We start from the raw sequence: 12,411 nt of genomic DNA on the forward strand, positions 1-12,411 counted from the left end.
TACTTAACACTTGCATCTACGATATTTTTCGTAGACATTTGGTACGAAGATCATCGTAACCATTTCTACTATGTACATTAAACCCACCGATTCTGAACTAGAGATCTTGAACTTCTTATGGCAAGCTGGCCCCAGCACCGTCAGAGCAGTTCATGATGCGCTCGCCGCAACGAAGGATGTTGGTTATACAACCACTTTGAAACTTATGCAAATCATGCACGACAAAGGCTTGCTATACCGGACAGAGCAAGGAAGGTCGCATATTTACGTCGCACTATTAGGAAAAGAGGAAACGCAACAAAATCTGCTGGGCAAATTAGTAGACACCGTATTTCAGGGGTCTGCTGCGCAAATGGTCATGCAGGCACTGGGGAATCATACTACCTCTCCGGAAGAATTAAATGAGATTCGTGAATTGTTAAATAACCTTGAAAACAATCGGTAGCTATGAAATCGATCTCAACTTTTGTGTCAGATTCTGTTATCTCAGCCTTCGGCTGGACTTTGGTGCATTCACTGTGGCAGGCAACTGCATTGCTGATAATTAGTCTGGTTGCATTCTATGTTCTCCGGAAGAAATCAGCTAGTACGAAGTATCTCGCTGGGGTGAGTCTGCTCTTCGGTCAGATTGTCGCTTCTGTTATTACATTTTTCTATTATCACTCCAAATACTCCTCCCCCCTACCCGGCCTTAGCAATACAGTCTCACTGAACAAATCGAATCTGAACAGTCTCGCTCAATCCGGATACGAGCTTCCGATCAGTTTAAAAATACAGTTCTGGCTCACTTCTCATTTGCATGAGTTGGTCGTTTGCTGGGTAATTGGCGCTGCAATACTATTGATCCGTTTTCTCGGGGGCTGGCTTTTTACTGTAAAGCTACGCGCTCAGGCTCGCGTAGTCATGGACAAAGAGTGGCGCGCAAGGCTAGGCGTGATTGTCGCGAAGATGAATATTGCCAAATCAGTCGATTTCAAGGAAACATCTAAAATATTGACACCGATGGTGATCGGTACTTTAAGCCCGGTCATCCTGGTTCCAATAGGCTTTCTGTCAGGATTTTCAACCTCTCAGGTGGAGGCTATCCTGGCGCATGAATTGGCTCATATTAAGCGAAATGATTATCTGATTAATCTGTTTCAGTCATTTGTTGAGGTGATTTTTTTCTTTCACCCTGCTATCTGGTGGCTTTCTGACAGGATCCGTGCCGAGCGCGAGCATTGCTGTGATGATATTGCGCTGGCAGTTTGTGGAGATAAAATGTCGCTGGTGCATGCACTTGTAAAGGTTGCGGAGTGGCAAACCGCCCCCCGGGTTGCAATGGCTTTTGCTTCAAAAAAACCACTACTACTCAACAGAGTGCAGCGCGTACTCGGTATTTCTCCAAAAACTTCCAGAACAATCGGAAGCTTGCCGGTCCTGTTCTTTCTTATCACATTGGCTGTCAGCATTTCCGTATATGCAGTAGCTCAAAAATCTGAAAAACCACAAGAAAAGAAAGTAGTAAAACAAACTGCCAAGAAAAAAGCGAAGCAACCTTTATTGGTGGAAGTTTCCGGCGAAATAATTCAGATACCCGATGAGGAAATCCCGGAGGATATTGCACTGCATATTGAAGGATTGCTCGAAGAGTCGGCTGTACTGCATTTGAACAGTGATTCGCTCGAAAAAAAAATGTCCGAAATCAGTCGCAGGATGCACGCGATAAATTCAGAAATGGAGCCGTTTTTACGCAGAACGGAGGAGATTCACCTGGAAATGGAGAAGCAAAATTTTGAGGTAGAGCGGGTTGAAAGAGAATTAGAGAAGATCGAATGGAAAAAAGAGCGCGCAATGGAATCCAGATCGGAGCTAATGGAAAAGCGGTCTTCACTTCTTGACAGAGGAAATAAATCGAGCCAATCCAAGCTAACTGATACGGATCTTGACAAACAACTGGCTGATTATGAACAACAGATCAAAGTTGTGGAACAAACTATCTCAGAACTGAACACGCAAATTTCAGCGGCCAGAAAATCGCAGTTTGAAGCAGAACAGCCAAACCGAAAACTGGAAGCGGAAGCGGAGGAGGTGAATGCAAAAATTGAAGAACTGAGTAAAAAACTGGGTATCGAGGCGCTTAGCATAGAAAAATTGGAAGCGGCTTCCAGGCCAATATCTTCCAGGGTAGTGCAGGGTACGGTACACAAGCAACACAGACTGGCTCCACCGCCTCCGCCACCGCCGGTACCAGCAAAAGTATCAAAGCCTGCAAAATCACCAATCGCGCCGCCACCTCCACCAGCACCTCCTAAGAAAAGAGGGAATTGATAGCAATTAAAAAATTACTCGACTTCAATAATTACATCGTCCGTCAATGGGCGGGTGACGCAGGTGAGAATAAATCCGGCATCTCTTTCTCCCTGCGTCAACCCCTCATCCTCATCCATTTGCACAGTTCCGGAAACGCACCTGCCCATACAGGCCGTACACATGCCCGCCTGACAGGAATAGGGTAAGTCAATATCCATATTCAAAGCAGCTTCCAGCACAGTTTCGTGCGCTTTTACAGAAACCTTGTATTCAGTGCCTTCATAAAAAACGGTTACTTCCCTGGTTTTGTAAGTATCATCTTCTGCCACGATCACCTCGCCCGGCTGGCTTGAAGAAGTAGTCACAAAACTTTCTCTCCGCACTTTTTGATCCAGAACTGCTAAAATTGATAATGCACGTTTGGCTTCATCGATCATATCATCCGGCCCGCAAAGAAAATATTCTGCCTCACTTGCCTTCAAATCCGAAAGTTGACCTAATATTTTCAGAATATGCGTTTTGTTCAACCTACCTATTTCTCCTGTCCAGCTTTCGCCTGGCTGGCTGAGGGTATGTACAACCTGGAAACGGTCACCATATTTCTCTCTAAGCGCCTCAATTTTTGTTTTGAAAATAATAGAATCTTCATTGCGACTGCCGTAAATCAGGAATACCTGGCTTTCCGGCTCCACAATTAAAACTGATTTTAGTATTGAAAATAAAGGAGTTATCCCGCTTCCCGCACCAACAAAAACAACCTGCCTGACCTGATCATCCTCTTGTTTCGGAAAAAAAGAACCCATCGGCTCCACAGCTTCCAGTATGTCACCTTCCTTGATCGTATCCAGCAACATATTGGAAGCAAATCCGCCTGGAATACGCTTGATCGTAACAGCCAGCGAAACGTCGGTATATGGCGAGCTCGACATTGAATAGGACCTTCTCACCTTTGTTCCGTCTTCTATTGGCAACAATAATGTGAGAAACTGGCCTGGCCTGTAAGCAATTACCTCATTCAGCGGATGCCAGAAGTGGATTGTTGATGCCTCTTCCGTTTCCTTTTCTACCTCCTTAACTTTCAAAAAATAGTGCTTGCTCATGGTCTTTTGGCTATTAGCTTTTAGCTTTTAGCGGGTAGCTTTTAGTATTGTTGAATATAAATGCAAAAGCCTCACAGGATAACACCTATGAGGCTTTTTTCATTTCCTGATTTCTATTTTAAAGTTGCAACTGCATCTTTAATGCGCTGCACAGCTTCTATAAGCGATTCGTCTGACGCAGCAGTTGAAATGCGAATGCAATTCGGAGCGCCAAAACCTGAACCTGCTACGGTTGATACGTAAGAATTGTTGAGCAGCCAGTTACAGAAATCGTCGGAGTCTTTAATGGTAGTTTCTCCGTCTGATTTCCCGAAATAATAGCTCACATCCGGGAATGCGTAGAATGCGCCTTGCGGTACATTTACTTTAAATCCTTCAATGTCTTTCAACAAACCGACAACCAGGTCACGACGGCGGTGGTAAGCTTTTGCCATTTCTATCGAAGGCTCCATTGGCCCGTTGAAAGCAGCGGTAGCCGCTTTTTGAGCAATTGAGTTGGTACCGGAAGTAACCTGTCCCTGTAATTTCTCAACACCTTCGGCGATCCATTTGGCGGCTGCAATAAAACCGATCCGCCATCCTGTCATCGCGTAACCTTTTGCAACACCATTAACAGTAATCACGCGTTCCTTCAAAGCCGGAATAGAGCCAATACTGAAATGGCCTTCGTCGGTGAAGTTGATATATTCGTAGATTTCGTCAGCCAGCACATACACACCTTCGTGTTTTTCAAGTACCGCAGCGATTTCTCTCAGTTCTGCTTCTGAATACACTGCTCCTGTTGGGTTGTTAGGAGAAGCGTACATGACAATCTTTGTTTTTGGTGTAATTGCAGCTTCCAATTGTGCAGCAGTTACTTTGAAATCATTTTCAAAAGCACCGTCCACAACTACCGACTTACCTTCCGCCAGCTTCACCATTTCGGAGTAGCTTACCCAGTAGGGTGCAAAAATCACTACCTCGTCGCCTGGGTTGACCAAAACCTGGATCACATTCGCCAAAGAATGTTTGGCGCCTGTGGATACCACGATATTTTCTGGCTTCCAATCTATATTATTATCACGTGCCAACTTATCAGCAATCGCTTTGCGCAGATCAGGATAGCCTGCAACCGGAGAATAGCCGTGGAAACCATCATCGATAGCTTTCTTGGCTGCCTCGCAAATGTGCTCAGGCGTCTTAAAGTCTGGCTCACCTACACTCAGACTGATTACTCTATGACCTTTGGAGGCTAGCTCCCGGGCCATTTTGGTCATCGCCAGCGTCGAAGATTCTTCGAGGGCGTTGATGCGGTCGGCCAACATACGTGTTTCCAACCGGGTTTGCTCTGCTACTGCGGACATTGCAACAAAAATTGAGTTAAAGAAGGTACTGCGATCTGTATCAACAAATTGCCCGCAAAGGTACGGGTTTTTTATAGTTGTGCGGTTTAATGCAAACAAAGATTTGTTAAAATTTTTCCGTTACCAATTCAATGAATGTTCGTATTCATTAATAATCACGTAACAGATTACGCTAAAAAATGAATTTATGGAAACTGAGATCACAATTGAAGAGCTGAGATTTTTGGCAAATATTCCGCAAAAACTGGACAATGATTTCCTCAGAGTAGCGAACGGACTTCACCAGCGGGGAAAATATACGAAGGAGAAAATTTTTGTGATGCTGGTAAAAATGATCCACAGTCCGAAGAAGTATGCTCTTTCCAGAAATAAACTGACCAATCTTGCCAAAACTGTGTATGAACTTAAAAAGGGTGGCAACGAAATCACTTTGACAGATGACGGAAAAGAGCTGCTGGTAAACGAAGAAGCTGTTTTGACATTGGCACAAAAAGACGCGCAGCAGGGAAAACAGTTCGATTTAGGAGAAGAGAAGCTGCATTATGCCGTTTTTGGTAAAGAACAAATTGAAGAAGGCGCATTGCTGCAAATGGAAACGGCGATCAGCCTGCCGATTTCCGTTGCCGGCGCATTAATGCCCGACGCACATCAGGGCTATGGTCTGCCAATAGGCGGAGTGCTTGCTACTGAGGCAGATAAGGTGATTCCTTATGCTGTCGGTGTTGATATTGCTTGCCGGATGTGTATGTCCGTTTTTGACATTTCGCCCGACTATCTGAAATGCGAGCCGCATTTACTAAAAAAGATATTGCTGGAAAATACAAAGTTCGGAATGGGCGGAGAAACCGGGCGCAAGTTTGACGATAGCGTAATGGACAAGCCGGAATGGGGCGCAACGAAGATTATCCGCAACCTGAAAGATAAAGCTTACCGGCAACTGGGCAGCTCGGGAACTGGAAATCACTTTGTAGAATGGGGTATTACAGAAGTTTTTGAAGACGATCCGCTGCTGGATTTGCAGAAAGGGACTTATTTATCCCTACTATCTCATTCGGGTTCGAGAGGTTTTGGTGGAAATATAGCCAATCATTATTCTAAGCTGGCCATGCAGAAAACCGTATTGCCCAAACAGGCTGCCCACCTGGCGTGGCTCGATTTGAATACCGAGGAAGGTCAGGCATATTGGATTTCCATGAACTTGGCCGGGGACTATGCTTCCGCCAATCATCATGAAATTCATAATAAAATTGCAAAGCAACTCGGTGAAAAGCCTATTAAAATGATTGAAAACCACCACAATTTCGCCTGGAAGGAGAAACTGGCAGATGGAAGGGAAGTTATTGTCCACAGAAAAGGTGCGACGCCGGCTGGAAAAGATGAGTTGGGTATTATACCCGGCTCGATGAGTCAGCCGGGTTATGTAATTCGCGGGAAAGCGAATGCCGCTTCCATTAACTCTGCCTCGCACGGAGCCGGGCGCCTTATGTCGCGAAACAAAGCATTTACAAATACCACCAGAAGCGAAATGGACCGGATTCTGAAAGACGCTGGTATTGAGCTCATTGGCGGAGATCTGGACGAGTCGCCAATGGTTTACAAAAACATCGATCAGGTTATAGCCGCACAGACTGACCTGGTTTCAGTACTCGCGAAGTTCTCACCAAAAATTGTGCGAATGGCCGATCCGAATAGGAAAGAGGGGCGAGAGGATTAACATTATCTTAATTACCTGGCAAAGAAGCTGCCAATTGACATTTAAAAATCGCACACAGTAAGACTAAGTGCTGTTTCAGATAGTGCCGAAACATAATCGGCATCGACCAAACGAAAAATGGTCTAAGAGATAGCAATGCAGAAAGTTAATTTGCTATCCTAACTAACTATCCGATCCCGATGGGCGGGAGGATCGAGGTAACTAATTTTACTGTATTTGTAAGGTGGATTCTGTTAAATCGAAAGTTTTGGGAATTCTAACTCCCGTGCAAAGGCCCGGTTGGTGGAAAAGTAACTCAGTGAGAATTCCGATGTTTAGGGAATCCGAACTGCCAATTCACTTGTTTCGGCCGAGGTTGGAGGGAGACCGTCTGTTTGGCGATGTAGATGCATTAATCCAGAAATTTTTGGGCTTGACGATAGAACACAGGAATATATGATCAACAGAAGTTTACCAGCATTGTCAGCAATTCTTTGAAATCACGGGTTTCGACTAAGATACGATCGAAATGTTTCGTCAAGTTAGCAATCCAGAAAAATGGCATCTCGATACTATTCGGCTCGGAGAGTTGCTATACCTAAGAGATGTCAATGGCATTTGGAAATTCGCTTCTGTTCGAGACATATACATTAAAAATGATGATGACGAAGGTGGTTTTCAGATTGTTGCTCATTTACATTGCGATTGGGAGGAAGAACATGGCCTCGATGTGATTTTCAAAAGCGGATGGGACATGCCATTAATAAAAATAGGGGGATAAGCCTACTGATATTTTTGAATGGATGACACCATCGCATGATAAATTCGAAGTTGCCACTTTTTGTTTTGTGACTTTCGCTGCGCGGTGATGCAAATATGCATGTTCAAAATATAGATCAGAACGACAGCTTTCAAAAATGCTAGCTATCACAAACTTTGAGCAATGTTTAAACTCTTATTATGACTAAGATGCCAATTATTCTACTTGAAACACCAGTAAAAGCCTCACTGGAAATATGTTACAAACTTTCGCTTAATGTTGATTTGCACAAGATTTCAACAAGCAAAACAGGCGAACATATTATTAGCGGCGTTAAACACGGTATGATGAAACCGGGCGACTCAGTAACTTGGAGAGCTAAACACTTTGGAATATGGCAGACTCTAACAACGAAAATCACATTTGCCAAACCATATGTTCATTTTGTTGATGAAATGACCCAAGGAGCATTCAAATCAATGAAACATGAGCATTTCTTTGAGCAAACTGACGAAGGCACTTTAATGAAGGATGTCTTTAGGTTTGTGTCTCCTTATGGTATGGCCGGAAGGATCTTTAATCACTTTGTTCTCGAAAATTATATGAGGAAATTTCTCGCTGAGCGAAATCACCAAATAAAAAAGGTAGCCGAATCAAATTTGCGAAATCGCTTTCTCTGAATGCTGATATATAGCAAAAGAACAAGCTGATCGACTTGATTTGAGACTCTTCATTCTCAATTCACAGCAAAATCAATCTCAGCCGTGATTTTACCAATAATACAAGCTATACCAAATGTCATCCATTTCAAACTTTCCAGCGGTCAAATTTCTCGAAAACTCCTGGACGCTTTTTAACTCCGAAAATTCATTAGCAACGGCTCTCCTTCATTATTATAGGAGGGGTTTCCGCCACAAAAAAGCCGGCGGAGATCCGGATGAATCGCCCATGGTTCACAAAAACATTAACCAGGTGATCGCTGCACAATCTGAGATTGTAACCGGGCTAGCACAATTTTCACCTAAGATTGTGAGAATGGCTGAACCAAACCGGAAAGAGGGGCGGTAGGATCAAGAATAAGTTACTTACCTGGAAAAGAATCGACCAACTGACACATAAAAATCGCACACTAAGTAGGAAAAGTGCTGTATCAGATAGTACCGAAACATAATCCGTAGCGCGACCAAAGGAAAAATGGTCTACATTATAGCAATGCAGAAATTTAATTTGCTATCTCAAAACTGTCCGGATCTCTATATGCAAAAATGCTTCAAAATATCTTCACACCGAGGTTACCATCTTCATTCGCGATTGGTTTAAGCTACTGGCTCACAACAAATTTGACGAGGCATTTCAATTAATAGACCATGATAAAAATAATCTCTACGCCCCCCACTTGATCGTGCCTTGCTTGAAAATGTTTTGAAAAACTATTATTGGGATGGTTATATGGAAGGTGAACAAACCTGCTTCTCTGATCCATACCTGCTAGACCTACATTCCGAGGTCGTTGAATTTTATGAAGGTGCTAATAATAGCTTAGATGTAGAATACAATGCACCAGGCAATGGAGTGTGGTGAGACCTTACAGCACAATTTTCATTCAAACCGGCGACCGCTGAACTATATTATGTATTCTTCATGAATATCCATGTATTATAATGGTGCAGATTCGGATCGGAAAGTGGGGCAGACAGAAACAACCGAAGTTATTTCTGCCAAAACACCATTGTAATGGATGCATTGCGTTTTACAGAAAAGCCGTATAAAGGGCGAATCAGTTTCCTGCTTCCAAAATCAGTCAATGATGATCTAGTCTTGCCAATTGAAAACTCAGACTCACAACAAGCAAGTTACCGACTAAATATTGCTCAACAATACTTGGATCAATCAAATAAATCTTCATTTGATACGGGTAATTTGGATCCGCATGCGCAATGAGTCAGCAAAAATTTTTATAGATATATGTTTCCTGATAGGAGGAACCCAAAATTTTCAAAAAACAAAAAAGGCTACTGATCCACAGATCAGTAGCCTTTCTATATTTTAAACAACTCAGAATTACGCCAGAGCAGCTTTCAGATTCTGATCGATCGCTTCGAGGAATTCTTCTGTGTACAGGTAGTGGTCACCGTGTTTCACGTCGTTTCCGAAAACGTTGATTGCCAAATCTTTGGTCATTTTGCCGCTTTCTACCGTTTCGATACATACTCTTTCCAAAGCATTTGCGAAGTCGATTAATGGCTGGTTGTCGTCCAGTTTGCCGCGGAATGCCAAACCACGTGTCCACGCAAAAATAGATGCGATTGGGTTGGTAGATGTTGGTCTTCCTTTCTGATGTTCGCGGTAGTGGCGGGTTACAGTTCCGTGGGCAGCTTCTGCTTCCATTGTTTTGCCGTCTGGCGTAACCAATGTTGAAGTCATCAGACCTAATGAACCAAAACCTTGCGCAACTGTATCTGACTGAACGTCACCATCATAGTTTTTGCAAGCCCACACAAAGTTACCTTCCCATTTCAATGCAGAAGCAACCATATCGTCGATCAGACGGTGCTCATAATTCACTTTTCCAGCATACTCAGCATCATACACTTCCTGGAAAATATCCTTGAAGCGGCCATCGTATTTTTTAAGGATCGTGTTTTTTGTAGAAAGATACAAAGGCCAGCCTTTGTCCAGAGCCACATTAAAGCATGAACGTGCAAAACCACGGATCGATTCGTCAACGTTGTACATGGCCATCGCCACGCCAGGTCCCTGGAATTGGTACACCTCGTGCTCGATCACTTGCCCGTCTTCGCCTTCAAATTTCACAGTCAGTTTTCCTTTGCCAGGAACAATGAAATCAGTCGCGCGATATTGATCACCAAACGCGTGACGACCAACGATGATCGGCGCAGTCCAGTTTGTTACTAAACGTGGTACGTTTTTCATCACGATTGGCTCGCGGAAAACGGTTCCATCCAAAATGTTACGGATCGTACCATTCGGCGATTTCCACATTTGTTTCAGATTGAATTCTTTAACGCGGTCTTCGTCAGGAGTGATTGTTGCGCATTTGATACCAACACCAAATTCTTTAATCGCATTGGCTGCATCAATTGTAACCTGGTCATTTGTCTCGTCGCGGTACTCAACGCCCAGATCGTAATACTTGATATCTACATCCAGATAAGGTAAGATCAATTTTTCTTTGATAAACTTCCAGATGATGCGGGTCATTTCATCGCCATCGAGTTCTACAACAGGATTGTCAACTTTAATTTTGCTCATGTCTTAAATTCTATACAATAGTTAAAGATTTGAAATCAAACCGTGAAAGTACAAACAAATGAATAAAAAGGCGGGAATTTCATCAACTTGCGTGGGAAAAAGACGGTTATTTCTAATGAAAAAGGCTGAATTAAGAAAGGAGTTTTTACAAAAAAGAGAAGATGCCGACGGGCTTTGGCTGATTGAAAAAAACGCATTGATCGCCCAAAATCTTGAAAAATACCTGCTGAAAAGTACATTCAAAACCCTGCACTCCTTCCTGCCTCAGCTAACCTCCCGCGAGGTGCATACGTTTTATATTATTGAATTGTTACGCATAACTTTTCCGGAAATGCGCATTGCCGCTCCTTATATTATTCCCGGCACAAAGGAGATGAAGCATTTTTTGTTAGCTCCTGATAGCGAGCTCGTTGTTAACCGCTGGCGAATTCCTGAGCCCGATCCCAATACTTCCGAGTCGGTTTTACCCGAAGAAATAGATATTGTCCTCGTCCCGCTGCTTGCATTCGACCGAAAAGGTTACCGCGTCGGCTACGGTGGCGGTTATTATGATCGATTTCTGGCTCAAACCCGCTCTGACTGTATTAAAGTCGGCCTTTCCATGTTTGACGCTATTGACCAAATTACTGATATTGATGAATTTGACATTCAGCTGGACTTATGCATTACCCCTGATCAGATCTATAAATTTTAGCCGAATAATTCTGTGTTCTCACTGGTCAGCAGCGTCAACTATGTGCTTATTTATTGAATTTAAATAGTTTAATCAGGGATTCCGGGAGTTATAACTAAATTTTCGTCGTAAATTTGCGGCACTTTTTGCCTCTTGGCAAGAGCCAAAATTTTTATCCATTTAATCAAATGCAAGAATGAAAATCGCAGTAGTAGGCGCTACCGGTTTGGTAGGCGGCGAAATCCTCAAAGTGCTCGAAGAGCGTAATTTCCCAGTGACGGAATTGTTAGCTGTCGCATCAGAAAGATCTGTTGGTAAGGAAGTTACATTCAAGGGTAAACAGGTCAAGGTGATCGGTTTTGAGGAAGCGATTGCAGCTAAACCTGAAATAGCAATATTTTCAGCTGGCGGCAGTACTTCTCTTGAACTTGCACCACGATTTGCAGAAGCCGGAATTACAGTTGTTGATAACTCCTCAGCATGGAGAATGGATCCTACGAAAAAACTCGTAGTACCTGAGATCAATGCAACCGAGCTGACCAAAGAAGATAAGATTATAGCAAACCCCAACTGCTCAACCATTCAGATGGTGGTGGTTTTGAATCCTTTGCACAAAAAATATAAGATCAAACGGGTTGTTGTTTCTACCTACCAATCTGTAACCGGAACAGGTAAGGCAGCAGTTGACCAGCTTTTCTCGGAACGCGCAGGCGACCACAGTAAAGGCAAAGTGTACCCGCATCAGATCGACCTGAATGTACTTCCTCATATTGACGTATTCCTGGATAATGGGTATACAAAGGAGGAAATGAAAATGACGAACGAAACGAAGAAGATTATGAGCGATGATAGTATCGCCGTGACAGCTACAACCGTTCGCATTCCAACGATCGGAGGTCACTCCGAGGCGGTGAATATCGAGTTTGAAAATGAGTTTGACCTGGCCGAAGTTCGCCAGTTACTTGCTGATACAGAAGGTGTTGTGGTTCAGGATGATCCGAAAAACGCTTTATATCCAATGCCATTAACTGCGCATGGAAAAGACGAAACTTTTGTAGGCCGCATCCGCCGCGACGAATCACAAGCTAAAACGCTGAATTTGTGGATCGTAGCTGATAACCTTCGCAAGGGAGCAGCAACAAATGCAGTTCAAATTGCGGAGTTCTTAGCAAAGAACGAATTAGTAGGTGTTCCTCAGGAAGCGTAAGAATTCAAAGTATTATAATGAAGGAGAGCTGCCGAAAGGCGGCTCTTTTTTTGTAAACCCCTAAATCCCC

General features: G+C 43.4%; 11 protein-coding genes. 8 read left to right on the forward strand and 3 right to left on the reverse strand.

The features are described 5' to 3' along the window. Positions 1–70 precede the first annotated feature (70 nt). Together LZG94_RS23385 and LZG94_RS23390 are read left to right on the forward strand one after the other, a co-directional pair. On the forward strand, positions 71–445 hold the full coding sequence (locus tag LZG94_RS23385) for a BlaI/MecI/CopY family transcriptional regulator (protein ID WP_215236110.1): 375 nt from the start codon (positions 71–73) through the stop codon (positions 443–445). Between the two features lie 2 nt (positions 446–447). Beyond that, positions 448–2,310, forward strand: coding sequence for a M56 family metallopeptidase (locus LZG94_RS23390; protein WP_233794085.1), 1,863 nt, complete (start codon positions 448–450; stop codon positions 2,308–2,310). Between the two features lie 14 nt (positions 2,311–2,324). On the opposite strand, the gene LZG94_RS23395 is transcribed toward LZG94_RS23390, so the two are convergent. Both LZG94_RS23395 and LZG94_RS23400 read right to left on the reverse strand, forming a co-directional pair. Continuing rightward, complete coding sequence (locus LZG94_RS23395; protein WP_233794086.1) at positions 2,325–3,392, reverse strand: ferredoxin--NADP reductase; 1,068 nt, start codon at positions 3,390–3,392, stop codon at positions 2,325–2,327. 113 nt (positions 3,393–3,505) lie between these two features. Then, positions 3,506–4,735: a pyridoxal phosphate-dependent aminotransferase gene (locus LZG94_RS23400; protein ID WP_233794087.1), complete on the reverse strand. Its 1,230-nt coding sequence runs from the start codon at positions 4,733–4,735 to the stop codon at positions 3,506–3,508. Positions 4,736–4,922: 187 nt separating this feature from the next. Here LZG94_RS23400 and LZG94_RS23405 point away from each other — a divergent pair, with 187 nt between their 5' ends. The 4 genes from LZG94_RS23405 to LZG94_RS23420 all read left to right on the forward strand — a co-directional run bounded on the left by LZG94_RS23405 (position 4,923) and on the right by LZG94_RS23420 (position 9,129). Next, entirely contained in the window at positions 4,923–6,449 is a 1,527-nt protein-coding gene (locus LZG94_RS23405; RefSeq protein ID WP_233794088.1) for an RtcB family protein, read from the forward strand. A 508-nt stretch (positions 6,450–6,957) separates the two neighbouring features. Further along, on the forward strand, positions 6,958–7,209 hold the full coding sequence (locus LZG94_RS23410; RefSeq protein WP_233794089.1) for a DUF6985 domain-containing protein: 252 nt from the start codon (positions 6,958–6,960) through the stop codon (positions 7,207–7,209). A 179-nt stretch (positions 7,210–7,388) separates the two neighbouring features. Continuing rightward, positions 7,389–7,868, forward strand: coding sequence for an SRPBCC family protein (locus LZG94_RS23415; protein ID WP_233794090.1), 480 nt, complete (start codon positions 7,389–7,391; stop codon positions 7,866–7,868). Between the two features lie 1,054 nt (positions 7,869–8,922). After that, positions 8,923–9,129 (forward strand): hypothetical protein, encoded by a 207-nt coding sequence (locus LZG94_RS23420; RefSeq protein ID WP_233794091.1) that lies wholly within the window; start codon positions 8,923–8,925, stop codon positions 9,127–9,129. Between the two features lie 120 nt (positions 9,130–9,249). Here the strand turns inward: LZG94_RS23420 and LZG94_RS23425 are convergent, their stop codons facing one another. Continuing rightward, positions 9,250–10,461 (reverse strand): NADP-dependent isocitrate dehydrogenase, encoded by a 1,212-nt coding sequence (locus LZG94_RS23425; RefSeq protein WP_215236105.1) that lies wholly within the window; start codon positions 10,459–10,461, stop codon positions 9,250–9,252. Positions 10,462–10,576: 115 nt separating this feature from the next. Between LZG94_RS23425 and LZG94_RS23430 the strand changes: the two genes are divergently transcribed. Beyond that, complete coding sequence (locus LZG94_RS23430) at positions 10,577–11,155, forward strand: 5-formyltetrahydrofolate cyclo-ligase (protein WP_233794092.1); 579 nt, start codon at positions 10,577–10,579, stop codon at positions 11,153–11,155. A 175-nt stretch (positions 11,156–11,330) separates the two neighbouring features. Next, positions 11,331–12,341, forward strand: coding sequence for an aspartate-semialdehyde dehydrogenase (locus LZG94_RS23435; protein ID WP_233794093.1), 1,011 nt, complete (start codon positions 11,331–11,333; stop codon positions 12,339–12,341). Positions 12,342–12,411: the final 70 nt, after the last annotated feature.

Source organism: Dyadobacter sp. CY343, assembly GCF_021390335.1.
Taxonomy (GTDB): domain Bacteria; phylum Bacteroidota; class Bacteroidia; order Cytophagales; family Spirosomataceae; genus Dyadobacter.

Excerpts from the sequence above, each read along its gene's own strand:
- LZG94_RS23395 (WP_233794086.1), bottom strand. The coding sequence starts at position 3,392 with ATGAGCAAGCACTATTTTTTGAAAGTTAAGGAGGTAGAAAAGGAAACG.
- LZG94_RS23430 (WP_233794092.1), top strand. The coding sequence starts at position 10,577 with ATGAAAAAGGCTGAATTAAGAAAGGAGTTTTTACAAAAAAGAGAAGAT.
- LZG94_RS23390 (WP_233794085.1), top strand. The coding sequence starts at position 448 with ATGAAATCGATCTCAACTTTTGTGTCAGATTCTGTTATCTCAGCCTTC.
- LZG94_RS23405 (WP_233794088.1), top strand. The coding sequence starts at position 4,923 with ATGGAAACTGAGATCACAATTGAAGAGCTGAGATTTTTGGCAAATATT.
- LZG94_RS23400 (WP_233794087.1), bottom strand. The coding sequence starts at position 4,735 with ATGTCCGCAGTAGCAGAGCAAACCCGGTTGGAAACACGTATGTTGGCC.
- LZG94_RS23385 (WP_215236110.1), top strand. The coding sequence starts at position 71 with ATGTACATTAAACCCACCGATTCTGAACTAGAGATCTTGAACTTCTTA.
- LZG94_RS23435 (WP_233794093.1), top strand. The coding sequence starts at position 11,331 with ATGAAAATCGCAGTAGTAGGCGCTACCGGTTTGGTAGGCGGCGAAATC.
- LZG94_RS23425 (WP_215236105.1), bottom strand. The coding sequence starts at position 10,461 with ATGAGCAAAATTAAAGTTGACAATCCTGTTGTAGAACTCGATGGCGAT.
- LZG94_RS23410 (WP_233794089.1), top strand. The coding sequence starts at position 6,958 with ATGTTTCGTCAAGTTAGCAATCCAGAAAAATGGCATCTCGATACTATT.
- LZG94_RS23420 (WP_233794091.1), top strand. The coding sequence starts at position 8,923 with ATGGATGCATTGCGTTTTACAGAAAAGCCGTATAAAGGGCGAATCAGT.
- LZG94_RS23415 (WP_233794090.1), top strand. The coding sequence starts at position 7,389 with ATGACTAAGATGCCAATTATTCTACTTGAAACACCAGTAAAAGCCTCA.